The sequence below is a fragment of the Halomonas sp. MS1 genome, from assembly GCF_024182575.1.
Classification (GTDB): domain Bacteria; phylum Pseudomonadota; class Gammaproteobacteria; order Pseudomonadales; family Halomonadaceae; genus Vreelandella.
Genome location: NZ_CP098926.1, coordinates 2,053,535 through 2,079,199, shown reverse-complemented (window position 1 = coordinate 2,079,199; position 25,665 = coordinate 2,053,535). Strand labels below are relative to the sequence as shown.

Below are 25,665 nucleotides of genomic sequence, written 5' to 3'. Positions count from 1 at the left end.
CATGCAGCATATTTTAACAAGTGCCGAGCCTCACGATCAGCGATCGCATGATCTAAGGCCGCATGACTGGCCAGCCCTTGATGACGCTGTTCACCATGGCCAACGCTTATTCCGCCAACTGCTAAGCGCTATGGCTGAACCCGGCACCATTGAGGAAGTTAGTCTCTCACCCCTACCCGAAGGCGTTGGCTTGTCACGCGCTGCCTGGGGAGTACTCCTAGCACTGTGCGACCTGGACTCGCGGATATGGATCTCCAACGAGCTGGATCGTGATGGCATGGCAGAGGCTATCGCTTTCCACACAGGGGCACGCATTGTGACCCAGGCCGACCAGGCCGACTTCGCCCTACTAACACCGCAGAGTTGTCAGGACCTGCCAGGCTTCGCCGAAGGCAGCGACACTCACCCGGACCGCAACACAACCCTGTTGGTGGTATTGGAGACATTGACCAACGCCGAAGGACAACCCAGCAATAACACTGGCCGTTGGCGCCTGAGCGGCCCTGGTATTGCCGATACGCGAATGCTTGAGCTGGATGCTTCTGCCGAGGTGTTAATAACACGCTTGAAGGCTAATAGCGGCAGCTTTCCCCGCGGACTAGACACTATTTTGACCTGCTCAGAGCGTCTAGTTGCGATTCCGCGTAGCACTCGTATAGAGCCTCTAGTCGGCATGGCTTCAATGGATCAAGCAGCTGTCTGTGCAGAGGAGAACGCCTAATGTACGTTGCTGTAAAAGGTGGCGAACAGGCCATCGCCAACGCCCATCAGTGGATGGCAGACCGCCGTCGAGGCGACCGAGCACAGCCCGAGCTTAGCGTTGACCAGGTTTGTCGTCAGCTCGGTCTCGCCGTGGATCGCGTCATGGCTGAGGCTTCACTGCATGACCCTGAGCTCGCTGCTTTGGCATTAAAGCAAGCCAGCGGTGATCTGACAGAAGCAGTCTTTCTGCTGCGCGCCTATCGCACTACCTTACCAAGGCTGGCCGATAGCACCCCACTCAAGACAAGTGACATGCAGGTAGAGCGCCGTATCAGTGCCGCTTTTAAGGATGTCCCCGGAGGCCAAGTTCTTGGGCCAACCTACGACTACACCCACCGCCTACTTGACTTCATGCTGCTGGCAGAGGGCGAGATCCCCGACCCAGCGCGTGCCGAGGCTGGACTAGAAGCCTGCCCGCAAATACTCGATGCCCTTGATGCCGAAGGGTTGATTGAACAAGAGGTTGATGATGGTGCCGTGCCTTACGACATCACTCAGGATCCACCCGACTTCCCGGTTGATCGGGCTACTCGCCTGCAAATGCTGGCGCGCGGCGACGAAGGATATCTGCTAGCACTGGGCTATTCGACCCAGCGTGGCTACGGCCGCAACCATCCTTTCGCTGGAGAGATTCGTCAAGGCACCGTCGAAGTGGAGATTGAGGTGGAAGGCTTTGATGGCCCCGTCTGTCTCGGGGAGATCGTCATTAGCGAATGCCAGATGATCAATCAGTTTGGCGGCAGCCGTGAAAAGGCGCCTCAGTTTACTCGCGGCTATGGTTTGGCCTTTGGCCGTAACGAACGCAAAACCATGGCCATGGCGCTGGTCGATCGCGCGTTGCGCGCGGAAGAACTGGGTGAGCCGATTCAAGGCCCTGCCCAGCAGGCAGAGTTCGTACTAGCTCACGCCGACAATGTTGAAGCCTCCGGCTTTGTTTCTCACTTGAAGCTGCCGCATTACGTCGATTTCCAGTCGGAGTTAGAGCTGCTGCGTCGCCTGCGTCGTGAACACACCACTCAAGAATCTGCAGACTCTCGCCTTCCCAGCAGGAGCGTCCGAAATGAACGCCAGTAATGACAAAGCCGACAATGTTTATAGCGGCTACAACTTCGCCTATCTCGACGAGCAAACTAAACGCATGATCCGCCGTGCGCTGCTCAAGGCAGTCGCGATTCCCGGCTATCAGGTTCCTTTCGGTGGCCGAGAAATGCCAATGCCTTACGGTTGGGGTACGGGGGGCATGCAGCTTACCGCTAGCATCCTTGGCGCTGATGATGTGCTTAAAGTGATTGACCAAGGCGCCGACGACACCACTAACGCCGTCAGTATTCGTACTTTTTTCGAGCGCGTGGCTGGGGTCGAGACGACGACCCGAACCGGGGAGGCCAGTGTGATCCAGACCCGCCACAGAATCCCCGAACAAGCCTTGACGAAAGGCCAAATTCTAGTGTTCCAGGTGCCCATCCCAGAACCGCTGCGATTTATTGAGCCAAGCGAAGAGGAAACCCGAATAATGCATGGCCTTGAAGAGTATGGCGTGATGCACGTCAAACTCTACGAAGACATTGCCCGTCATGGACATATCGCGACAACTTATGCCTATCCGGTCAAGGTCGCTGATCGCTATGTTATGGACCCCTCACCGATTCCCAAATTTGATAACCCCAAGCTCGACATGAGCGAAGCGCTAATGCTGTTCGGCGCGGGCCGCGAAAAGCGCCTGTATGCCATTCCGCCGTACACACGGGTTAAGAGCTTAGATTTCGAAGATCATCCGTTTGAGGTCCAGACCTGGGGGGAACCGTGCGCTTTGTGCGGGGCTACCGATAGCTACCTTGACGAAGTTATCACCGACGATCAGGGAGGACGGATGTTCGTCTGCTCGGATACGGACTACTGCCAAGATCGCCACGAGGAGGTGGCATGAAGCGCCCACTGCTTACTCGCCCTGCCCTTCTTGAAGCGCGCGACATTACGCGTTTATACGGCCCCAACCAGGGTTGCCAGGACATCGATTTCACCCTGCACCAAGGTGAAGTACTCGGCATCGTCGGTGAATCAGGCTCTGGTAAGTCGACCCTACTGAGGGTGTTATCAGGGCTTGAAAAGCCCGATAACGGTCAAGTGATTTACCACCGCCCGGAGCCATTCGGCACTGCAGCTGTTGAGGCAAAAGATGAGTTTGATCTTTACGCTATTAGTGAGGCTCGGCGCCGGGCACTGCTGCGTCTCGAGTGGGGCCTTGTGCACCAGAACCCTCGTGATGGCTTGCGCCTAGGAGTATCCGCTGGGGCCAACATTAGCGAGCGCCTGATGGCACTGGGGCAACGCCATTACGGTAACCTGCGGGCCGCCAGCCAGGACTGGATGGGGCGAGTAGAATTAGACCCACGTCGCATCGATGATGCGCCACAAACGTTCTCGGGCGGCATGCAACAACGCCTGCAGATTGCCCGAACGCTGGTGACCGAACCCCGCCTAGTGTTTATGGATGAGCCCACCGGTGGCCTCGATGTCTCAGTCCAAGCACGCCTTCTCGACATGCTACGCACCTTGACCCGGGAGCTTGGTCTCTCAGTGATTCTGGTTACTCATGACCTAGCGGTTGCCCGACTGCTGGCCCACAGACTGATGGTGATGCGCCGTGGACGGGTAGTGGAAGCTGGGCTAACCGACCAGATTCTGGACGACCCACAGCACGATTACACCCAGCTACTCGTGTCATCGGTGCTGACACCATGAACCGTGCCCACTCTCAGGATTTTACGTTGAGGAGCCCGCTATGATGGCGAACAAACAAGCCTTTCTGAGCGCATCGTCGCTCGACAAGTCTTTCATACTACATGCTCAGGGCGGCCAGCAACTTACCGTGATGCGCGGCCTTGAACTAAGCCTAGTGCCAGGCGAATGTCTTGTGCTGGCCGGACGTAGCGGTATCGGCAAAAGTACCTTGCTGAAAATGGTTAATGGCAATTACCGCGTCTCCGGTGGCCGATTGACGCTGCACTTCGATGACAGTGAACTGGAACTTTCAGACCTACCTGCCCAGGCGTGGCATGTCTTGCGTCGCGATGTGATTGGCTATGTAAGCCAGTTTTTGCGTGTAGTGCCACGGGTCTCTGCGCGAGAAGTAGTCATGGAGCCGCTACTGTCTAGAGGCTGTGAGGTAAACGAAGCGCGCAGTCGTGCCGAAGCGCTACTAGCCCGGCTCAATCTCCCTGAGCGACTGTGGAGCCTGGCCCCTGGGACCTTTTCAGGGGGCGAGCAACAACGCGTCAACATTGCCCGTGGCTTTATTGCAGAGCATCCGCTGCTGCTGTTGGACGAGCCCACCGCCTCTCTGGATAGTGCTAATCGCGATGTCGTGGTCGAGCTGATTCTGGAAGCCAAGGCTCGCGGCAGCGCAATGCTGGGTATATTTCACGACGAAGATGTTCGCGATCGCGTCGCCGACCGCCTGCTGCCATTGGAAAACCATATGTTGCGCTCAAGTGACACCCCGTTCTCAGACGCTGACTCGGGCCAAGCGTTAGCTAGTTCCTTTGCTACATCGCCAGCAGGGAAAAGTGATACCAAGGAGGCGCTGTGATGGGTGCCAATGACCAGATTCTGACCAACGCTCGCCTAGTACTCGAAGATGACATAGTCCATGGCAGCCTTGTCATCAAGGACGGAATGATCATGGCCGTTGAACGTGGGCTTAGTACACTGCCAGGCGCTATCGACTGCGCAGGCGACCTGCTGATCCCCGGGTTGATCGAGCTGCACACTGATAATATGGAGAAATACTTTCAGCCACGGCCTAAAGTATCGTGGCCACCGCGATCAGCAGCCTTGGCCCACGATGCGCAGATGGCAGCGAGCGGGATCACCACAGTATTTGATGCGGTGTCCATTGGCGACGTGGATGACCACAGCATGCGTCAGAATGCGTTGCATCAGATGGTTGAGGCTCTGACCGAGATCAACCGCAACGGCATGGCCCGCGTAGACCACCGTTTACATCTACGCTGCGAGGTTTGCCACCCAGATACGCTGGCACGCTTTCAGTCCCTTGCGGACACTCCTGAACTTGGCCTGGTATCTTTGATGGACCACTCGCCAGGGCAACGCCAGTTTGCCAGCTTCGACGCCTACCGAGTGTACTACAAGGGCAAGCACGGCTTCGATGATGCCAGCCTTGATGCGTTCATCGAGCGTCAGCAGGGCTTTAGCGCCCAATATTCAAGCGCCTACCGTAAAGCAATTTCTCAAGCCTGCCATGAGCGTGGTCTAGCGCTTGCCAGCCACGACGATGCCACTGTAGAGCATGTGGCCGAAAGCCTTGAGTACGGCACTAAAGTAGCGGAGTTTCCAACGACCCTGGAAGCTGCCAAAGCCTCACATAAGAACGGCATGGCAGTGATGATGGGTGCGCCTAATGTGGTACGTGGAGGCTCCCATTCCGGCAATATTGCCGCCAGTGAGTTAGTGCGCCATGGCGTGCTTGATATTCTTTCTTCGGACTACTACCCGGCTGCGCTTCTAGACGCAGTCTTCCAGATTGCCGCTATGGAGGGAGGCTATGACCTACCCCGTGCTGTGGCCTGCGCTTCGCGTAATCCTGCCAAAGCGGTCGGGCTTGATGACCGTGGCCGCCTTAGTGAGGGGCTACGCGCTGACCTGATTCGGGTGCGAGAAGTAGACGGCCATCCGCTGGTACAGCGGGTATGGTGCGCTGGAAAACAGGTGCACTAATGGGACGACTGGTCTATTTGATCGGTGCTAGCGGCGTGGGCAAGGACAGCTTGCTACAGGCCGCACGCCGCGCTCACCCCGAGTGGGTCGTTGCCCACCGCTATCTCACTCGGGAAAGTGGCATGGATGAAGACTGCGTGTCACTCAGCAATGCCGAATTCGCGGTGCGTCGCGAATCTGGCCTACTGTGCCTCGACTGGCATGCTCACAACTTAAATTATGGCGTTGGCGTGGAGGTTGAGTCGTGGCTTGCCAAAGATGCCATCGTGCTACTTAACGGTAGCCGCCGAGCCTTACCGAAGGCGTACGATCGTTTCGGTGAGGCGCTTCTTCCGGTAGTGATCACTGCGCCTGCCGAGGTGCTGCGTCGTCGGCTAATTGAACGTGGACGAGAATCGCCCTGCGAAGTCGAACACCGGCTCAGACGCCACCACGCAATGGAGCGCGAACTGGCCGAGTCTTTTCCTGAGATCGCCCGAGTCGACAATGGCGGAAAGCTTTCAGATAGCCTCGCGGCACTGACAGCGGTGATCGAGGGACGCTCTTCGTCCAAGTTATAGAATCCAGGGAAGCTATAGCAGGGGAACTATCGATGGAGTTTCGATTTAATGGTACCGGCGACAGCGCTCAGGTACCACGCTTTGGATGCAACTGTGTGGCCTGTAACCGAGCCAGGGTGTTCACCAGCTTACAGCGCAGCCCCTGCTCGGCGGAGGTCAGGGTCGACGGCAAGCGTTACCTGCTTGACGCCGGACGCATGGATTTGGCACTTAGCTGCGAGATGGAACGACCTGCGGCATTCTTAATCACGCATTATCATGCCGACCATGTTCAAGGCCTTTTTCATTTGCGCTGGGGTTGCGGAGAGCCGATTCCGGTTTATGGACCCAAGGACGCCCAGGGCTGCGCAGATTTGCATCGAAATTCTGGGATACTGGATTTTCAGCCCGGGCTCAAACCATTCAGAACGATCAAGTTCGATAGTCTGACAGTGACGCCTGTGCCGCTCAAACACTCCAAGCCCACACTGGGCTATTGTCTTGATGATGGCGGTACAAGGCTTGCGTATCTCACCGACACCTTCGGTCTGCCGGTAGAAACGGAGCGCTTTCTAAACAGCTGGCAACCTGACGTGGTAGTACTGGATGCCTGCCACCCAGCTTCCTACGCGACACCTCGAAATCACAACACGATTACCCAAGCGCTAGATATTATCACTCGGCTAAATCCACCCCGGGCCTACCTCACTCATATCAGCCATGAGCTTGACGCTGAGCGCCTGTTGAAACCTATGGACCTGCCACTCAACGTGCGCATTGCTCAAGATGGAGATACGCTCGATAATTGGCCATAAACACCCTAATAATAATTTAACTAACAAGTATTCGAGAGCAGCATTAAGGTATGCACGTTAACTTTATTATCCGGTTAACGCGTTGGCGTTCTGATTGGTTTTGCTCCTATCAAACACGCTCTTCTTGGAAACTATCAGTCGAACTGAGCTCTCTACTTACTGAGAGCTCATCGGCACTGCTCAATCGCGAGAAAACCCCAGAGCCGGACGCATCGGTAGTACACACCATGTCTCGATATACATTATGTGCTGAAGATTGCACTGAAGGTGACAACGCGGCTTAAAAGGTGTCGGACAGAAGAGGCCCATCAAAAGAGACAAGTGATCTGACACTAATATTAATATAGTGCCAGATCAGGTTTAATATTACGCGAAACGACCTGCTCGGAAAGGCGCCAGATTAATATCGGAAGGGCGCCCCGCCAGTTGATCGGCGATCAGTTCGGCGGTAATCGCCGCTTGAGTCACCCCTAGATGTTGATGGCCAAATGCAAACTGCACCTGCGGGTATTTAGGATGCCGACCGATCACTGGCAAAGAGTCTGGCAATGTCGGGCGAAACCCCATCCAGTCACAGGCTTGTCCAACGCCATGGTCATCGCTCAAAAGTGCGGAAGCATGATGCTTAAGCGTTTGTGAACGTTTAGGGTTGGGCGTTAGCGCCAACCCGCCCAGTTCAGAGAAGCCAACCACTCTAAGACCACATTGCATGGGTGTCATAACGATATTACGCTCAGCCGAACCAACTGGCTGACGTAACGCATTCTTGCGGTTAGTAATAGTGAGACTATGGCCACTTTCAGCCTCCAGCGGTATCTTCAGATCCAACTGCTCCGCTAGCTTAGCACTCCAGGCACCAGTGGCGATGACCACTCGCTGCGCTTCACTAGTGCGCTGATATGAGCGAATGGCGATACCTTCTCTGGTCACACCGATCTGCTCGACATCTTCTTGCACGATGTCCCCGCCCGCATTTTCAAATGCCTCGACCAAGCGCTGCAAAACGCGATAAGGGTCGCTTACCTGATGAGCGTTGGGAAAAAGCAGAGCATGATGAATATTCGGGTTCAGACCACTATCCCGCGCCTGTACCGCACCGGCATCTAACAGAATTGCTTCGATAGCGTACTTTTCAAGCTTGTCACGATGCCGACACGCCTGTTCCAGAGCACGCGCATTTTCCCAGACCATCAAATAACCCGAAGAGATCAATTCGTCCTGGGCACCGATCCCTGCCAGACAGCGTTTCCATGCCGCCAAGGAATGGCTGTTGAGCGCGGTCAGTGCTTGACGCCCCTTGTAAACGTCAGGCTTTCTAGCCGCCATGACAAAACGTAACAGCCACGGAAGCAAGTGTGGCAAGTAACGCGGCGGCAGCGCCAATGGCCCATGTGGATTAAGCAGTAGCTCTGGGGCTTTACGGAGTATCTCGGGTGTGGAAAGAGGATCAACCAGTTCAGTGGCAAGATAACCAGCGTTGCCAAAAGAGGCACCCTTGCCCGGTTCATCGCGATCCACAACCCGCACTCGAGCTCCCTCCTGTTGGAGCTTCAGCGCCGTTGTCATGCCGATCAGACCAGCCCCGATAACTACCACATCGGGGTGACGTGGGGAAGTTTCAAAACTCATGAAACCCTCGAATTGTTAAGCACCAGATTTTCGTCTTGTATCAGCGCAGATTCATCGTCCTGGGACGTGAGCTTAGCAGGCTGGTCACTGTTGGGGCGCTTCTTAGGATCGGCTTTATAGGAGAACCAACCGAACTGGGCGTAGATGATGCTCAACAGCGGCGATAGCCAGCAGGCAAATGCTAGAGGTATATAGAGCAAGGCGCTAAAATCACCGTCGCCCACTGTTAGCCCCAGAGTGGTGATAACAAAAGCGCCACCTACATTCCAAGGAATCAGCGGAGACATCAGAGTGCCGCCCTCTTCGATCGCACGTGCGAGGTTAAGTCGCGAGTAACCGAGTCGGTCATAAGCGCTAACGTACATACGGCCGGGTAACGCAATAGATAGATAAACATCACCGGAGATAGCGTTGACAAAAATAGGCGTTAACACCGCACTCGTTTGCAACGCCCTAAAACTACGCGCTTTTTCGGTAATAGTGGCGACCACTTTTTCTAAGCAACGGGTCTTTTCCAAAATACCGCCAAAGATCAATGCAAAAATGATTAGCGTCACCACCCAGGTCATAGACGTGACACCGCCACGGTTAAGTAGGGTATCTAGCGGCCCGACTCCTGTTTCAATCGCATAGCCACTATGGGCGTAGGTCAAAACATCGTGAAAGGAAACGCCCTGGGTCAGTATAGCGATGAGACCACCTAAACAGGTTGCGGTGAACAGAGCGGGAATAGGCGCGACTTTCAGAAAGGCTAACGATAAAATCACCAGCAACGGAAGCAACTGCCAGGCTCCCAATTGGAAAGCACCAGACAGACCTTCACGAATATCAACAATGCGGGCCAGCGTTGTCGTGGCTTCCTGGTCTCCCCCTCCCACCCAAGCATAAATCACCAAAGCAATGAGCATAGCCGGCACCGTGGTGGGCAGCATGTTTTTAATATGATCGAAAATATTGGTTTCGGTGACGGCAGGCGAAAGGTTGGTCGTATCAGATAGCGGAGACATCTTGTCACCAAAAAAAGCACCGGAGACTATCGCCCCTGAGGTCCAGTAAACAGGCACTTCGAGGGCAACACCGATCCCCATCAATGCAAGTCCAACAGTACCTACTGTGGTCCAAGAAGAGCCTACTACCAGTGACACAATAGCGCACATCAGCATAGTAGCCGCTAGAAACCACTGGGGACTGAGGAGTTCTAGACCATAGTAAATCAGCGTGGGAACCGTGCCGCTGGCAATCAAAACGCCGATCAACATGCCCACCACAATTAAGGTGGCAACAGCAGGCATCGCGACGTGGAGCAGCTTAAAGCCACCGACTTGCATTTCGTCCCAGCGATAGCCACGACTCCAGCCAAAGAGTGCGGCAATACCCGCACCTAAAGCTAGCGGTATATGAGGCGTGAAGTCACCGTAATAGAAAAGCTGAATCGCCAACAGGCCGATAGTAAGTATGATTGGCAGAAGCGCCATACTTAGCGACGGTAGCCCAATGGCTTTACTTTTATTTTTCAAGCTGGTTATTCCTTTTATTCAGCATTAGATCGTCAGTCAACTGTGATTAATTGCAGCTCCTTTCATAAGCAGTGATCGCAGCAGCAAGGTCTTCAGAAGACGCCCCGACTGCTTTAAACACCGTCACAGCTTCATTGGGGTTGTTTAGCTCGCTCCGTCCCAGGTGCCGCATGCCACAAAGTTCATAAAAATCTGCTAATACATCCGACTCACTTATGACACCGGACTTAATGGGGTCAATTAAATCTCCACTCTCGGCTAAGGCACCCGCTCTAGTGTCAACAAATACATAGCCCCTGCGCATAACTTCATCATCGGCTTCTCGCATATAAGGCGTAAAGCTGCCGACCAAATCGACATGCGTTCCTGGCGTGAGCCATTCGCCACGAATCAGTGGTTCTTGACTAAGTGTGGCGCAACTGATGATGTCGGCTTCGCTAACGGCCTGCTGAAGGCTATCTACGGAGACCACCTCTGCTTGGTAGCCCTGTTCAATAAGCTCATCGACCAGGGTAGCGGCTGATTTGGGGTAAAGGTCCCATACACGGACTCGTTTAATCGGACGTACCGATGCATGGGCGGGCACTAGGCGACGCGCCATCCTCCCGGCACCTACCATTAGCAACTCTGCCGAATTTTCGCGGGAGAGGTATCGAGAGGCCAGCGCTGACGCAGCCGCTGTTCTGCGTGATGTCAGCTCGTTGGCTTCGAACTGAGCCAAATGTTTTCCAGTACGTGCACAACTAAGCAGGTAGTGGCCGGTAAGTCCCGGCTCATGACGCGCTGTATTGCCAGGAAAAACATTTACTTGCTTAACACCTAGGTAGCGATTCTCTATCCATGCTGGCATCAGCAATAACGTTGCATCTGGATCGCCACTGACTTTCAAGTGATGGTGGTGGCGGATAGGTGACTGTACGTCGCGAGTAAATATTACGTCGAGAGCACCGATTAGAGCCTCCCAAGGTAAGGCATCGATAACTTGTTCAGCGTTGAAATACATACCAGACTCCATTTATAAAATGCATCGATACAGACTAAGATGGAGGAGGTTGCAAAGTCTTGGCATGGACTCCGTAATAGTTGTCATGTATTCCGTTTGAAGGCTAGTCTTTAAAATAGTCGCGTATACCTAACAAAGAGTGGCTCAGAGCCTACAGCTATTCTGTGTTTCCCTACACAGAGCAACATCCCCAGCTTGCCTACAGCTTGTACGGATTGAGTGATATCAGGATAACGACAATGCAACAAACTCAAGCAAGGTGTAACCGTATTGCCCGTAGTTCGGGCGAGCATTGCCATGACTTCCCACAGCTATTGCTAGGGTGGCGTGGAGAGATGAACTGTGAGCTTGAGAAAGCAACAGGAAGCCTGAATGCCACGACGGCCGCGATTATACCTGCCAATGAAAGACACATTTATACTGGTCGTAATGATTGCAGTGAGCTGCTGGTTATTGATTTAAGCAGCTATGACAGCTGCTTATCCGTACTTGAAAAAGACGCCAATATCGATATGTCGGAGCAGCTTTTTTCCAGACCACTTTTATTTGATATGCCTCCGATCCTCGTATCGACAGTGAGTCATGCAGTTGAGCAACTCCGCTTTTTTGGCCCTAGGGACTCGCGTTATCTACTGCGACGACAACTGGCAATGATGTTTGTTACGCAAGTTTATGAGCTGATGGCTGTAGGCAGCCTGGAAGCGCTGCCAAAAAATTGCCGCATTTCAGCTAGTGACATCAATTCCTTTATTGATACATCGTTGGAAATACCACCTTCTAATTACGCACTTGCCGATTTTCTGCATTTAGGGCAAAGCCAAATGCATCTACTATTTGTGCGCCATTTTGGTAAATCTCCACAGCAGTATGTATTAGAGCGACGGTTATCATGGGCAATGACATGGCTGCAAACCACTCGGTTGCCGTTGGGTAGAATTGCCATGGATTTAGGTTTCTCAGACAGTTCTTCCTTTTCTCGCGCTTTTCGCAAACATTTTGGTCATGCACCATCGGCAATTCGGAGTCAGAGCTCTACGCGATCGCAAATAAATCAGTTAAACTTAGACTAATAAAATAACCGCAGTATTTTGGGCACCAAGGTCGAGAAAAAAGGGCCAGTGCCGATATTTCCTCTGCTTTACTGACCTACGCTCGACGACGCCATATCCATGCCAACTATGACGTGGGCATAACCTGGGTGCGTCGACAGGGAGCTGTCCAAACCATTATTCTGCGCAACACTCACACCTGTGATCCCTACCGCTCCGAGCTCTGTGAGACCAACGAGAACACGAGTGGCCTGATACGGTAGTACTTCCCCAAAAGAACGAACTTACGGCAGGCCACCGCCGGATGGTGAAAGGTAGTCAAACCAACTGAATGCCCTCCCCCGAAAACGGCTCGTTTATCGGGCACCGGCGCAAGTGCTCAGGTGCCTTGGATATCGCAGGTCAGTAGCGTTAAAACAACGCACCCAAACGACTGATAATTTAACTACCCTGCCGAATACATTAGCGATCAGCATTCAATAGCATTAACGGCCAGTCCACCTTTGGATGTTTCCTTATATTTATCAAGCATGTCTCTCCCCGTATCGCGCATAGTGCGAATGACCTTATCCAACGATATAAAGTGAGTACCATCACCGTGCAATGCCATTTGCGCTGCATTAATGGCTTTTACGGTGGCAATAGCGTTGCGCTCGATACACGGCACTTGAACCAGCCCTCCCACCGGGTCGCAGGTTAACCCTAAATTGTGTTCCAGGCCGATTTCGGCCGCATGCTCTACTTGCTCGGGCGTTCCGCCCATCACATCCGCTAAGCCAGCCGCCGCCATGGCGCACGCCGAGCCGACCTCCCCTTGGCAGCCCACCTCTGCCCCCGATATCGACGCGTTTTTCTTACAGAGAATGCCAATGGCACCTGCCGCTAGTAGAAAGTCCACGACGTTTTTCTCGCAGGCGTTGGGCTGAAATTTCATGTAGTAGTGCAGAACAGCGGGAATAATGCCCGCAGCACCGTTGGTGGGCGCCGTTACCATCCGCCCTCCTGCGGCATTCTCTTCATTAACCGCGAGGGCAAAAATATTCACCCATTCCATTGCTGAAAACGTCGATGCGATTAGGCAATCATTCTGCTCAGCGGCTAAAAGCCGCTGATGCAACAGCTTAGCCCTGCGTTTCACGTTTAACCCACCCGGCAATACTCCTTCATGGGTTAACCCATTGTCGATGCACTCACACATGACTTGCCAGATTCGCCACAACTCATTTCTGACCTCGTCTTCTGTCCGCCATACTTTCTCATTCTCTAGCATTAAGCGGCTAATACTCAGCTGCTCTTTTTTACATAATGCTAGCAGCTCTTCAGCTGTATCGAAGTTGTAGGGAATAGTTGCCCCATCAAAGTCCTCTAACGGCATATCCACCTGGGCTTGTTCAACAACAAAACCGCCCCCTACCGAATAGTAGATATTTTCATGCAGCAACTCACCTTGATGTGTGAAGGCAGCAAGCCGCATGGCATTAGGATGATGAGGCAAACTCTCTTCATGGAAATAAATATCGCGATTCCAATCAAAAGCGATTGTTTTTTGGCGTCCAAGTTCTAATAACTGACTCTCTTTAAGCGACGCAATAGATGGCCCAATAATCAAAGGATCAATCGTGTCGGGGCGCTCACCCATTAGCCCCATAATAATCGCGTGATCCGTTGCGTGCCCTATACCCGTCGCTGACAGTGAGCCATAAAGATGAACGTCTAGACGGGCCACTTGATCAAGAAGGTCGGCTTCGCGTAGTGATGTAACATACTTAAAAGCGGCCTGCATGGGCCCGACGGTATGGGAACTGGAGGGGCCTACTCCAATCTTAAAAAGGTCGAAAACACTGATAGGCATTGGAGCACCTCTTGACGTATAAACAGGGGAAACTCAGGCGGCGCCTGAAAGTTTTAATAAGTTATTGATGTGATGAAAAATAAAACGAAACTATCTTTTATGGATAAGTTTTTATTTTTATAAACCGAAATTCTTAAGCACGCATTAGCATGCTTATACATAACTAAGGGCTACCTAGCGAACTAAAAAACGCTTGGTGCTGACAGTAGCCCCGTTATAAAAGCGCGCTATAACTGTGTGTGTTTATCGTTAATAGCTATAAGCCAAAAACCTTAGTTACCAAACACCACTGTACGCCCAGAATAAAAGAACACACGACGTTCCAAGTGATAGCTAATCGCTCTAGCCAGCGTCAGGCACTCGATATCCCTTCCCTTGGCAACCAGATCCTCTGGGTAGTGGGTGTGATCCACTGGCTCGACCCCTTGAGCAATAATTGGCCCTTCATCAAGGTCATTATTAATATAATGTGCCGTTGCCCCCACTAGCTTGACGCCTTTTTCGTACGCCTGATGATAAGGCTTAGCGCCTTTAAAACCGGGCAGTAGCGAGTGATGAATATTGATAGCGCGCCCGGCTAATAGTTCACACATTGAGGGGGAGAGTACCTGCATATACCTTGCCAGCACCACCAGCTCAGCGTCAGTATCCGCGATGATTTCGCGTATCTGCGCTTCCTGCTGCAATTTCGTCTCGGGCGTGATCGGCAGGTAGTGATAGGGCAAATCGTGCCATGCTGCCAACGGCTCCAGATCAGGATGGTTGGAAATCACCGCTTTGATATCCAGCGGAAGCTGGCCCGTCCGATAACGGTAGAGCAGATCATTCAAGCAGTGATCGGCCTTGGAGACCATAATCACGGCGCCTGTGCGTTTGCCCGGCGCCGTCAGCTCAAACTGCATATCGAATTCGCCTGCCCGCGCTGTAAAATCGGCGTGGAAGCGCTCTTCATGGAAGTCGTCTCGCTCTGGACGAAACTCGGCACGAATGAAAAAGCGTCCGCCAAGCCGGTCATCGAAAGAGTTGAGTTCAGTGATATAGCACTGCTGCTCTTTTAAAAAGCGCGTGACAACGTCCACCGTTCCCAAACGGCTTGGGCATTGGGCGGCAAGTATCCAGGTATCACTCATTCGGCTCATAATGCATGTATCTCTGTTAGCGGCAGAAGATAGCGGCCGAAACAGCGTTTCGGCCTGCCTGCTTATTGTTCTACGTTCACGCCATACTCTGCTGCTGCATCCAGTAGCCAGCGGTAGCAGTAGTCGGCAAAACTGCGCCGCACGACTAACTCCCAACGCTCCTCACTGGGCCGACGAAGGATGGTCGTGGCCTTGGCGAAAACGGTAGTAACGCCTTTGCCCACGGGAAAATGGCGGGGATGAACGTCGTAGATCACCGCTTTCATCAACAGCTCGCGGGCCGCCTCTCCGGTAATCTCTAACACCGTCTGCCCACCGCTGACATCGCTGATGGCGTAATGGGAATCCCCCAAACGCTCCCGCAACTGCGTCTCTAGCGGGAACTCCTCACCGCCAGGCACAATCACCAGCCACTCGTCAGGAGAAAGCCACTGAATGGACCGCTCGCCGCTGGCATCCTGCACTAGCGCCTGGGGCTTGCCAGGCAGACTAATCCCCAGCACATCGCGCACCGCCTCATCGAGAACGATGGCACCGCCTCGTAAGATCAGATGCCCAAGCATTGCCCGCTCGCGTAGCTGAACCCGACTTGAACTACCAGTACGAGGAGCACCGCTATGACGATAGCTAAAGGCTAACGGAGACTCTACCGGGATAGCGGTATCAGTACGGGTATCGAAAGTGGCCGCATTAGACATTTTGGCGCTCTCCCTTGGGATCATAAAAAATGGTGCTGACAATTTCGGCTTCGTGAACTTGGCCGTCTGCCATGGGCAGATAGACGGTTTCGCCCATTTTCTTGAGGCCGCCCTTAACCACCGCTAAGGCAAATCCAGAGTCCAGAATTGGGCTGTAGTAGCTTGAGGTCACATGCCCTGCCATGGGCATTGGGATCGCATGCTTGGGATCAAACACAATCTGGGCGCCCTCTTCCAGCACCACCGTAGGGTCCTTCGGTTTGAGACCCACCAGCTGCTTGCGGTTTTCGCGCTTGGTATCCGTTCGCGTCAGGGCTCGCTTACCAATCCATGAGAAAGGCTTGTCGTAACCTACGCACCACTGCATGCCCAGGTCTTCCGGCGTTACCGAGCCGTCGGTTTCCTGGCCGACGATAATAAAGCCTTTTTCAGCACGCAGGACGTGCATGGTCTCTGTGCCATAAGGCGTCAAGCCATACTTCTCGCCATGCTTGAACAGGGTCTGCCACACGTGCATGGCGTAGTTGGCTTGGACGTTAATCTCAAAGGTCAACTCACCGGTAAAGGAGATCCGATAAACACGCGCAGGCACCCCGGCCACTTTTCCAGCACGCCACTCCATAAACTTAAAGCTATCGCGGTCGAGATCGATATCCGTCATCTCAGCCAGCAGCTTGCGTGCTTCGGGGCCAGTGATCGTCATGGTGGCCCAGTGGTCAGTCACTGAAGAGAAGTAGACATCCAGTTCTGGCCACTCGGTCTGATGCCATAACTCCAACCATTCCAATATCGCTGCTGCACCACCGGTGGTGGTGGTCATCAAAAAGTGATTTTCAGCAAGACAGCTGGTTACACCGTCATCAGTGACCATGCCATCATCTTTGCACATCAAGCCATAACGGCACTTACCAACTGCCAACTTCTCCCACTTGTTGGTATAGACACGCGCCAGGAATTCACGCGCATCCGGCCCTTGAATGTCGATCTTGCCAAGCGTCGAAGCATCGAGAATACCCACTTTCTCGCGCACCGCTAAACACTCCCGGGCGACCGCTTCGTGCATGGTCTCGGTCTTGCCATTCACCTTCTGTGGGTAGTACCAGGGACGCTTCCACTGACCGACATCCTCAAACTCGGCGCCGCGCTCAACGTGCCACTGATGAAGAGCGGTATAGCGCTCGGGATCGAACAGATCACGGCAGTGGCGACCCACAATGGCGCCAAAGGTCACCGGCGTATAATTTGGCCGAAATACCGTGGTGCCCACCTCGGGGATGGAGCGATTCAGGCAGCGAGCTGCAATGGCCATACCGTTAATATTGCCCAACTTGCCTTGGTCGGTACCGAACCCCATCGCGGTATAGCGCTTAATATGCTCGATAGACTCAAAGCCTTCCCGGGTAGCCAGTTCGATGCCCGCCGCAGTGACGTCGTTCTGCAGGTCAACGAATTGCTTCGGCCCGCGCAGCGTGGGTTTCTCATGGGGAACCTGGAAAAGTGCCACCGCAGGCCCCTGCTGGAGACGTTCAACGCTAGGCAGGTTAACCGGCTGAGCCGCGTGGCCTGTGGCTGCCGCTGCTTTAATACCAGCCTCAACCCCCTCAGCAAGTACGTCTCCCAACGCATAGGTGCCATTAGCGCCACCGCAGGCATGAACGCCTTTCACTAGCCCTGGCACAAAGCCGAGAATATCGTCACGCCAAGTAGGCCGCGCGCCGGTATGGGAAGCCAAGTGGATAACCGGACTATAGCCACCTGAGCTAGCAATAGTGTCGCAGGCCAATTCCTGGACTGGGCCACTGACTCGGTAAGCGCCAATATCGATCTTGGCCACCCGAGCGGCAGTGACTCGGTTGCTGCCTTTCGCCTCGATAACGGCACTGCCGGTGATGATCTTGATACCTTGGGCGCGGGCGGCATCGACCCAATCCCCTGCAGGTGCTTCGCGGGCATCAACAACCGCCACCACCTCGCAACCTGCTTCCTTCCAGTCTAAGGCGGCGCGATAGCCATCATCGTTGCTGGTGGAGAGCACCAGTTGGCGACCTGGCACGACACCATAGCGTCGAATGTAGGTAGAAACAGCGCTTGCCAATAGGTTGCCTGGAACGTCATTTCCCGCATACACCAATGGCCGCTCGTGAGCGCCTGTGGCTAGGATCACCTGACCAGCGCGAACTCGATGCATGCGGGAGCGTACCGGGCGGCGGCCATTGACGACAGGCGCCGTTTCGCCCAGATGCTCAGTACGCCGCTCGTGCAGTGTCACAAAATTGTGATCGTGATAGCCGTTAGCCGTGGTGCGTGGCAGCAGTGTGACGTTGTCACATCCGGCTAGCTCTTCAAGCACTCGAGCAACCCACTGGTCTGCCGACTTGTCATCCAGAGTTTCGCGGCTACCCAACAGTGAACCGCCCATCTCTTCTTGCTCATCGGCAACGATCACCCGCGCACCGCCACGGGCAGCAGCCAATGCTGCAGACAAGCCAGCCGCACCAGCGCCAACGACCAGCACATCGCAGTGTTGATGAAGGTGGTCATAGCTGTCTGGATCGGCTTCCATAGGGCTACGGCCCAGGCCTGCCGCTTTGCGAATGTACTTTTCGTAGGTCAGCCACATCGACGCCGGTGCCATAAACGTCTTGTAGTAGAAGCCCGGCGGCATAAATTGCCCACCTAACTTGCCTATCAAGCCCATCAAGTCGCGCTGTACATTAGGCCAACCGTTGGTGCTACAGGCGGCTAATCCATCAAACAGTGCTTGCTGGGTAGCGCGAACATTGGGTACCTGTGCCGCTTCGGTACTGCCTAATTGAACAATGCCATTGGGTTCTTCGGCGCCTGCGGCGACGATACCTCTGGGGCGCGAGTACTTAAAGCTGCGGTTAACGATATCCACACCGTTAGCCAGCAGCGCCGAGGCCAGGGTATCTCCAGGATGCCCTTGGTAACGCTGACCGTTAAAGGTAAAGCTCAACGTGCGAGAGCGATCGATTCGGCCGCCTGCCTTTAGGCGGAACACTTGTTGCTTAGAATTACTCATGCCCGCACTCCTTCCTGATGGCTTACCGCTGCCGCCTCGCGAGGCTGCTTTTGGCTGTCGGCAGTTATCGTCGGCTGCTCGCCCATTTTGTAGGTCTCGAGAATCTCGTAGCTCACCGTATGACGCGTCACGTTGAAGAACTTGCGGCAACCTACCGCATGCACCCACATTTCGTGATGCACCCCTCTGGGGTTGTTGCGGAAGAAAAGGTAGTTCCCCCACTCTTCATCGCTACACGCCTCGGGCTCTTTGGGTCGCTCAATATGCGCCTGGCCTTTGGGGTGAAACTCCTCTTCCTCACGGTGCTCGCCGCAGTAGGGGCAATAGATATAAAACATGACGAATACTCCTCTCGTATGAACCCTAGTGGGCCACGCCGGCGGCGCCGTGCTCATCAATCAGCGCACCGCTATGGAAGCGGAACATGGAGAACGGCTCAGCAATGGGGTGCATCTCACCCTTAGCCAAGCTGGCAGCGAACACGTGACCCGATCCTGGAGTAGCTTTGAAGCCACCCGTGCCCCAACCACAGTTGAAGAACAACCCCTTCACCGGTGTTTTAGAGATAATCGGACAGGCATCCGGACAGGTATCGACAATACCGCCCCACTGACGATTCATACGCACCCTAGAGAAGATCGGGAACATCTCGACGATCGCCTGAAGGGTGTGTTCCACGGTAGGATAGCTACCGCGCTGACCATAGCCGTTATAGCCGTCAATGCCAGCGCCGATGACTAGGTCGCCTTTATCAGACTGACTGATATAGCCATGTACGTGATTAGACATCACCACGGTATCGAGAATCGGTTTGATCGGCTCGGAGACCAGGGCTTGTAGCGGGTGAGATTCCAAAGGCAACTGAAAGCCGCCCATATTGGCCAACACACCAGAATTACCGGCGGTCACACAGCCCACTGTCTTGGCTTCGATATCGCCACGGTTGGTGTGCACACCGTAGATCCTACCGTCACGGATTTTGAAGCCGGTAACTTCGGTCTGCTGGAGAATATCCACCCCGTGAGCATCAGCACCGCGCGCATAGCCCCAGGCCACAGCGTCGTGCCGCGCCACCCCAGCACGCGGTTGCCAGGAAGCGCCCATCACCGGGTAGCGAGCGTTCTTGGAACAATCCATGATTGGCACCAGTGCCTGCACCCCCTTGGTGTCCAGCACTTCGCCATCAATGCCGTTTAGGCGATTCGCGTTAACCCGGCGCTGGATATCGCGCATATCTTGCAGGGTATGCCCCAGGTTGAGCACCCCTCGCTGGGAGAACATGACGTTGTAGTTAAGGTCTTGGGAAAGCCCTTCCCACAGCTTCATGGCATGTTCGTAAAGGGCAGCCGATTCGTCCCATAAGTAGTTCGAACGCACGATAGTCGTATTACGGGCGGTATTACCACCGCCCAACCAGCCCTTCTCGATCACCGCGACATTCTTGACACCGAATTCTTTGGCCAAGTAGTAAGCCGTGGCCAAACCGTGGCCACCACCACCGACGATGATCACATCGTACTGCTTTTTAGGCGTGGGATTGCGCCATTGGCGCTCCCAGTTTTCATGGTGGCTCAGCGCGTGCTTGACCAGGCCGAAGCCGGAATAGCGTTGCATAGTGGTCTCCTTAGTTCAGCCGCGCCGGGCCTTGCCGGCAAGCCGATTCAAGCAATAGATTCGACGGCTTCAGCGACAGCTTCAGCATAGACAGGGTGCCGGGCACACACGTCACTCACTTTAGCCAGCACCTCGGCCTCGATGGCAGCGGTATCACTCCCAGCAGCTAATACGTCTAGGATGTCGCAAATCCAGCCAGCTAGTTCGCCACACTCTTGGGCATTGAAGCCACGCGTGGTAACCGCGGGGGTACCAATACGTAGACCCGATGTCACGAAGGGGCTCTGCGGGTCGTTGGGCACCGTGTTCTTATTAACGGTGATATGCGCGCGGCCCAATGCGGCATCCGCATCCTTACCCGTGACGCCCTGCTGGATAAGCGAGACTAAGAAAAGATGATCTTCGGTACCACCCGACACGACATCATAGCCGCGCTCCATGAATACGTTGGCCATGGCTTGGGCGTTGTCAATCACCTGCTGCTGGTAACGCACAAACTCCTGGCTCATGGCTTCCTTGAACGCCACCGCTTTCGCCGCGATAACATGCATCAATGGGCCACCTTGCTGGCCTGGGAAGACCGCACCATTAAGCTTTTTGTAGAGCGCCTCGTCGCCATCCGCAGACAGAATCAGGCCACCACGGGGGCCACGCAGCGTTTTGTGGGTAGTAGTAGTGACGACGTGGGCATGAGGCAGCGGGCTCGGATAAAGGTTAGCTGCCACTAAACCTGCAACGTGGGCCATGTCGACCATTAAGTAAGCACCCACTTCATCAGCGATAGTGCGGAAACGACGCCAATCCACCACGCGAGAGTAGGCAGAGAAACCGGCAATGATCATTTTCGGCTGATGCTCACGGGCCAAACGCTCAACTTCTTCGTAATCGATCTCACCGGTTTCCGGCTTGAGGCCATACTGAACAGCGTTGTAGTGTTTGCCCGAGAAGTTAGGGGCGGCGCCGTGGGTTAAATGGCCGCCGTGGGCAAGGCTCATACCTAGAATAGTATCGCCAGGTTTGACCAGCGCCATAAACACAGCGGCATTGGCCTGAGCGCCGGAATGCGGCTGCACATTGGCATAATTGGCACTAAATAAGTTGCAGGCACGTTCAATGGCTAAGGCCTCAACCTTGTCGACGAATTCACAACCACCGTAGTAGCGACGGCCTGGATAGCCTTCCGCATACTTGTTAGTCAGTTGGGTACCCTGCGCTTCCATGACAAGTTGACTGGTGTAATTTTCGGAGGCGATCAGCTCAATATGCGCTTCTTGGCGTACCGTTTCTTCAGCAATTGCTTCTGCAAGCAAACTGTCGTAACTGGCCAAACGTGCTTTGGGGGAAAAATTACTTTGAAGCATTATCGCCTCCTGATGAGTGACTTTTTTATTAAGTGCTGGACGTTCTCTTTAACGCTGACAAGCCCAGGTTTCTATCAACCAGAGTTTCTATCAACCAAGGTTCCTATCAACGTTTTCTTACCGCGATACTATCGTTGGTTTCCTAGCCCAAGATACTTGTTGACGTCACCACTCGATGCATTTGCGACATCGACATCAATTAGCCAGGCTGTGCAGATAGATCGTCATTGATTACCCATAAAAAAGCGCCCTAAACGGCAAAAGCCATAAAGGGCGCTTTACTGAAGTATTAAAAAATGACTGCGTTAAAAATCGACGACGAGGTCCCCTTTAGGACGACTGCAGCAAGATAGAATGTATCCTTCTGCGACATCCTCATCCGTAATGCCCCCGTTATGCTCCATATCTACCTCCCCCGATTTGAGCTCTACGCGGCAAGTACCGCATATCCCCATACCACATGCTTTGGGGATATGCAGACCCAACTTCGCCGCTGCTGCATGCACTGTTTCGCCAGGCTGAATACGCACACTTTTGCCGGTCGATGCGAACTCAATGCTGTGCAAGTCATTGCTATCAACATTTTCAGCATCGACTTCTGCTTGCTCGGCCAGCTCACGCACATCATCACGAACGTCGATAGGCGTGGCGCCAAACGACTCTTCGTGATAATGGCTCATATCAAAGTTATGGTGCTGCAAAATACGCTTGATGGCGTTCATATAGGGAGTTGGGCCGCAACAAAAGATCTCCCTCTCCATAAAGTCCGGCACCATTAATTCGAATAACGGCTCGGTGAGATAACCCCGGTAGCCAGCCCACGCCTCTCCAATATCCTCTTTACTCTCACAGATAATATGCAGTTTGAATTCGGGGATACGCGAAAACATATGCACCAATTCACGATGATAAATGACATCGCGGGGAGCTCGAGCACTATGTATAAATTCAACATCCACAGCGGCATTAGTATCAAAAAGCCAACGTGTCATGGACATTAAAGGGGTAATGCCAACACCACCAGAGAGGAACAACACTTTCTCGGCGGGAAAATCGATCGAGTTAAAGTTACCGACCGGCCCATGCACCACCAGCTCGTCGCCTATTTTTAAATTGGCATGCAGCCAATTGGAAACCTTGCCTCCCGGCACCTGCTTAACAGTGATCGAAAAGCTGTAAGGAATAGAGGGTGAGCTTGAGATTGTATAGGAGCGCATGATCGGCTGATTATCGATCTCAAGCTCAAGGGTCACAAACTGGCCAGGCTTGAAGAAGAACAGTACGGGTTGCTCCGCCATAAAACAGAACGTGCGTACATCTTGGGTTTCTTGGATCACCTTAACGCAACGTACCTGGTGGCGGCCGTTAGTCCAGGTTTGGGTCGTGACCGGGTTAAAGAAATTAGTTGTCATTATCGCCTCTGCCTGACCAGCCTTCATCGCTATGCATTACCGAACCATATTCGCTATAGCCCAGCACCGTTGATGTGCATTTTGGGGACGCTCCTCTTAGCCGACTTACCTGACAACGACGCGTACTTACCTCGTGCCACTCTTTATTGCTTAGAAAGCTCTTCTTTAGTCGCCGTTACGCCACCTGATGTCGCGGGCAGATAACTGGTAGGGGTTAGCCTGCAACACAATCAGACACTGACATCAGGCCCCATTCGAATAAAACGCCAGGTTACGCAACAGAACAACAAGATAAACAATCTTGACTAACGGCCGCCACGCAGCCCTTGAGGGGAAAGCGGAGGTTTACGAGGATACTGGTATGGAAAAAAGTGTTTCTAATATGATGGACGACCCACTCGCTGCGGCTCGTGAGTCAACGGCCCATATGCTGCAGGAAAGGGCGCGTACCTTTTCTCTTCCGCAACCGTTTTATAACGATGCCCGACTGTTTGCTCTTGATATGCAAGAGATTTTCGAAAAAGAGTGGTTGTTCGCAGGCATGACATGCGAGATCCCCACCAAGGGTAACTTCATCACCTTGGATATTGGCGACAACCCCATCGTTATTGTGCGCGGTAGTGAAGGCGTTATTCATGCGTTTCACAATGTGTGCCGCCATCGCGGTTCGCGTCTGTGCGTAAAAGATAAGGGCAAGGTAGCAAAACTCGTCTGCCCGTATCATCAGTGGACATACGAGCTTGATGGCCGATTGCTGTTTGCCGGTAGCGACATGGGCACTGCCTTCGACCTCAACCAGTTTGGCCTCAAGCCGGTCAACGTCCAAACAGCTGGCGGCTTCATCTTTATCAACCTAAGCGATGAGCCACCTGCCATTGACGATTTTCTGACAACGCTTGAGCATTATCTCGAGCCGTACCAGATGGACAACGTCAAGGTTGCCACCGAATCCAGCATCGTCGAGCAAGCCAACTGGAAACTCGTGATCGAAAACAACCGCGAGTGCTACCACTGTAACGGCGCCCACCCTGAACTGCTTAATTCGTTGCAGGAGTTTGATGATACCGACGACCCCCGCGCAACACCCGCTTATAAAGCGCTGGTGGCACGTAAACAAGCAGATTGGGATGCCGAACAGGTGCCCTACCAGTTGAAGCGGTTTGGTAAACGCAACCGCCTGACGCGTACGCCACTGCTGGATGGCATTGTCTCCATGACAATGGATGGTAAGCCCGGCAGCAAGAAACTGATGGGACGTTTATCAAGCCCCGATATGGGCTCACTGCGCATCCTTCATCTGCCCAACTCATGGAACCATTTCATGGGCGATCACGCAGTGGTATTTCGCGTGTTGCCAATCGGTCCGCAGCAAACCGTGGTAACTACCAAATGGCTTGTACACAAGGATGCCGTGGAAGGTGTCGACTACGACCCCGAACAGCTTCGCCGAGTATGGGATGCCACCAACGACCAGGATCGCCAGCTCGCCGAAGAGAACCAGCGCGGCATCAACTCAAAGGCTTATCAGCCTGGGCCTTATTCTGAAACCTATGAGTTCGGTGTTATCGACTTTGTCAATTGGTACGCCGCCCGTATGCTTGAGAATCTAGGCCACGAGGCTCCCGCGTTACAGTTAGCGCAAGGCTGACGTTTGCAGAGTGATTTCCCCATCCATCTGGCCCGCTTATGCGGGCCAGACTTGTTTAGCGGCGCGCATAGAGACATTGATCGTCACCTTCACCAGAACTCAGCCGAGAGCGCTAACCACGTGTACACATAAAAGACACATGTGTACACTGTATCGCAACACTCCTAAAGGTTAGCCCCATGCCCTCCCCCAATACGTCCGCCACCAAGGGCTCCCAAGACGTCTGGCTTGATGCGGCGTTTGAGACGCTACTGGAATCAGGCATCGATAGCGTCCGCATTCTGCCCCTGGCCAAGCGCCTAAAGCTTTCTCGGACCAGCTTCTACTGGTTCTTTAAGGACCGTGAGTCGCTGCTGGAAGCACTGATCGCACGCTGGCGTGAAAAGAACACCCAGGGACTGGTGCATCAGACCGAAGCTTATGCCGAGAATATCGTCGAGGCGATGCTTAATGTCTTCGACTGCTGGTTAGATCCTAACTTATTCGACTCCCCGCTAGAATTCGCCATGCGCAGTTGGGCACTGCAGTCGGCGCCGGTGGTGAGTGAAATCGAGACTGCCGATGCCACACGCATTGAAGCCCTGACACGCATGTTCCAGCGCTACGGTTATGATTCATTGGCGGCCAACGTTCGTGCCCGCACGATCTACCTAACCCAGATCGGCTATATCTCGATGAAGACGCAGGAGCCGATCAAAGTACGTATGCAGCGCATCCCCGCCTATGTCGCAATATTCACCGGCCAGTCTCCTGACTCAAGGGAGCTGCAACGCTTCCATGCCCGCCATGGGTACATAGAAGAGTAGTCGGCCGATACGATAAGCGACGGGTTTATGCCAGTTACCGC

At 53.8% G+C, this 25,665-nt stretch carries 22 protein-coding genes; 11 read left to right on the top strand and 11 right to left on the bottom strand.

The genetic code is table 11. The features are described 5' to 3' along the window. The first annotated feature begins 1 nt into the window (after position 1). The 8 genes from phnH to phnP are packed head-to-tail and all read left to right on the top strand — an operon-like array spanning position 2 to position 6,853. Positions 2-721 carry a phosphonate C-P lyase system protein PhnH gene (gene phnH, locus NF683_RS09410; RefSeq protein WP_253921793.1) on the top strand — a complete coding sequence of 240 codons (720 nt, stop codon included), beginning with the start codon at positions 2-4 and terminating at the stop codon, positions 719-721. Next, the gene (locus tag NF683_RS09405) at positions 721-1,836 is read left to right on the top strand and encodes a carbon-phosphorus lyase complex subunit PhnI (RefSeq protein WP_089039298.1); all 1,116 of its coding nucleotides are present in this window, start codon (positions 721-723) and stop codon (positions 1,834-1,836) included. Before phnH ends, NF683_RS09405 begins: the two co-directional genes overlap by 1 nt. Further along, entirely contained in the window at positions 1,823-2,689 is an 867-nt protein-coding gene (locus NF683_RS09400; RefSeq protein WP_089039299.1) for an alpha-D-ribose 1-methylphosphonate 5-phosphate C-P-lyase PhnJ, read from the top strand. Before NF683_RS09405 ends, NF683_RS09400 begins: the two co-directional genes overlap by 14 nt. Continuing rightward, the gene (gene phnK, locus NF683_RS09395) at positions 2,686-3,504 is read left to right on the top strand and encodes a phosphonate C-P lyase system protein PhnK (RefSeq protein WP_089039300.1); all 819 of its coding nucleotides are present in this window, start codon (positions 2,686-2,688) and stop codon (positions 3,502-3,504) included. Before NF683_RS09400 ends, phnK begins: the two co-directional genes overlap by 4 nt. 40 nt (positions 3,505-3,544) lie before the next feature. Beyond that, positions 3,545-4,351, top strand: coding sequence for a phosphonate C-P lyase system protein PhnL (gene phnL / locus NF683_RS09390; RefSeq protein WP_232471382.1), 807 nt, complete (start codon positions 3,545-3,547; stop codon positions 4,349-4,351). Continuing rightward, positions 4,351-5,499 carry an alpha-D-ribose 1-methylphosphonate 5-triphosphate diphosphatase gene (locus tag NF683_RS09385; protein ID WP_253921792.1) on the top strand — a complete coding sequence of 383 codons (1,149 nt, stop codon included), beginning with the start codon at positions 4,351-4,353 and terminating at the stop codon, positions 5,497-5,499. Before phnL ends, NF683_RS09385 begins: the two co-directional genes overlap by 1 nt. Further along, positions 5,499-6,059, top strand: a complete 561-nt coding sequence (gene phnN, locus NF683_RS09380) for a ribose 1,5-bisphosphokinase (protein ID WP_253921791.1) — start codon at positions 5,499-5,501, stop codon at positions 6,057-6,059. The genes NF683_RS09385 and phnN overlap by 1 nt, the downstream gene beginning before the upstream one ends. A 32-nt stretch (positions 6,060-6,091) precedes the next feature. Then, positions 6,092-6,853 (top strand): phosphonate metabolism protein PhnP, encoded by a 762-nt coding sequence (phnP, locus tag NF683_RS09375; protein ID WP_253921790.1) that lies wholly within the window; start codon positions 6,092-6,094, stop codon positions 6,851-6,853. 366 nt (positions 6,854-7,219) lie between these two features. Here phnP and NF683_RS09370 read toward each other — a convergent pair whose 3' ends face one another. Genes NF683_RS09370 through lhpI form a run of 3 tightly spaced genes read right to left on the bottom strand, consistent with a single transcriptional unit; the run spans position 7,220 to position 11,002 of the window. Next, positions 7,220-8,482, bottom strand: a complete 1,263-nt coding sequence (locus NF683_RS09370; protein WP_253921789.1) for an NAD(P)/FAD-dependent oxidoreductase — start codon at positions 8,480-8,482, stop codon at positions 7,220-7,222. Continuing rightward, positions 8,479-9,999 (bottom strand): Na+/H+ antiporter NhaC, encoded by a 1,521-nt coding sequence (gene nhaC, locus NF683_RS09365; RefSeq protein WP_089039305.1) that lies wholly within the window; start codon positions 9,997-9,999, stop codon positions 8,479-8,481. Before nhaC ends, NF683_RS09370 begins: the two co-directional genes overlap by 4 nt. Before the next feature lie 46 nt (positions 10,000-10,045). Continuing rightward, positions 10,046-11,002, bottom strand: a complete 957-nt coding sequence (gene lhpI, locus NF683_RS09360; RefSeq protein WP_089039306.1) for a bifunctional Delta(1)-pyrroline-2-carboxylate/Delta(1)-piperideine-2-carboxylate reductase — start codon at positions 11,000-11,002, stop codon at positions 10,046-10,048. 239 nt (positions 11,003-11,241) lie between these two features. Between lhpI and NF683_RS21275 the strand changes: the two genes are divergently transcribed. Further along, on the top strand, positions 11,242-12,072 hold the full coding sequence (locus NF683_RS21275) for an AraC family transcriptional regulator (protein ID WP_089039307.1): 831 nt from the start codon (positions 11,242-11,244) through the stop codon (positions 12,070-12,072). 448 nt (positions 12,073-12,520) lie between these two features. On the opposite strand, the gene NF683_RS09350 is transcribed toward NF683_RS21275, so the two are convergent. The 8 genes from NF683_RS09350 to NF683_RS09315 form a co-directional block, all read right to left on the bottom strand. Next, positions 12,521-13,903 carry an L-serine ammonia-lyase gene (locus NF683_RS09350; RefSeq protein WP_089039308.1) on the bottom strand — a complete coding sequence of 461 codons (1,383 nt, stop codon included), beginning with the start codon at positions 13,901-13,903 and terminating at the stop codon, positions 12,521-12,523. A 272-nt stretch (positions 13,904-14,175) separates the two neighbouring features. Next, positions 14,176-15,042: a formyltetrahydrofolate deformylase gene (gene purU, locus NF683_RS09345; RefSeq protein ID WP_089039309.1), complete on the bottom strand. Its 867-nt coding sequence runs from the start codon at positions 15,040-15,042 to the stop codon at positions 14,176-14,178. A 62-nt stretch (positions 15,043-15,104) separates the two neighbouring features. Further along, a complete protein-coding gene (locus NF683_RS09340; RefSeq protein WP_089039310.1) occupies positions 15,105-15,740 on the bottom strand; it encodes a sarcosine oxidase subunit gamma in 636 nt (211 codons plus the stop codon). Then, positions 15,733-18,783 (bottom strand): sarcosine oxidase subunit alpha family protein, encoded by a 3,051-nt coding sequence (locus tag NF683_RS09335; RefSeq protein ID WP_253921788.1) that lies wholly within the window; start codon positions 18,781-18,783, stop codon positions 15,733-15,735. The genes NF683_RS09340 and NF683_RS09335 overlap by 8 nt, the downstream gene beginning before the upstream one ends. Next, a complete protein-coding gene (locus tag NF683_RS09330) occupies positions 18,780-19,121 on the bottom strand; it encodes a sarcosine oxidase subunit delta (RefSeq protein WP_038480866.1) in 342 nt (113 codons plus the stop codon). The genes NF683_RS09335 and NF683_RS09330 overlap by 4 nt, the downstream gene beginning before the upstream one ends. A 25-nt stretch (positions 19,122-19,146) precedes the next feature. Then, positions 19,147-20,397, bottom strand: coding sequence for a sarcosine oxidase subunit beta family protein (locus NF683_RS09325; RefSeq protein ID WP_083000851.1), 1,251 nt, complete (start codon positions 20,395-20,397; stop codon positions 19,147-19,149). Between the two features lie 47 nt (positions 20,398-20,444). Continuing rightward, on the bottom strand, positions 20,445-21,758 hold the full coding sequence (gene glyA, locus NF683_RS09320; RefSeq protein ID WP_089039312.1) for a serine hydroxymethyltransferase: 1,314 nt from the start codon (positions 21,756-21,758) through the stop codon (positions 20,445-20,447). A gap of 305 nt (positions 21,759-22,063) precedes the next feature. Then, complete coding sequence (locus tag NF683_RS09315) at positions 22,064-23,170, bottom strand: hybrid-cluster NAD(P)-dependent oxidoreductase (protein ID WP_089040919.1); 1,107 nt, start codon at positions 23,168-23,170, stop codon at positions 22,064-22,066. A gap of 361 nt (positions 23,171-23,531) precedes the next feature. On the opposite strand from NF683_RS09315, the gene NF683_RS09310 reads away from it, so the two are divergent. Together NF683_RS09310 and NF683_RS09305 are read left to right on the top strand one after the other, a co-directional pair. After that, positions 23,532-24,818 carry an aromatic ring-hydroxylating oxygenase subunit alpha gene (locus NF683_RS09310; RefSeq protein WP_089039313.1) on the top strand — a complete coding sequence of 429 codons (1,287 nt, stop codon included), beginning with the start codon at positions 23,532-23,534 and terminating at the stop codon, positions 24,816-24,818. 179 nt (positions 24,819-24,997) lie between these two features. After that, positions 24,998-25,624: a TetR/AcrR family transcriptional regulator gene (locus NF683_RS09305; RefSeq protein ID WP_089039314.1), complete on the top strand. Its 627-nt coding sequence runs from the start codon at positions 24,998-25,000 to the stop codon at positions 25,622-25,624. Positions 25,625-25,665: the final 41 nt, after the last annotated feature.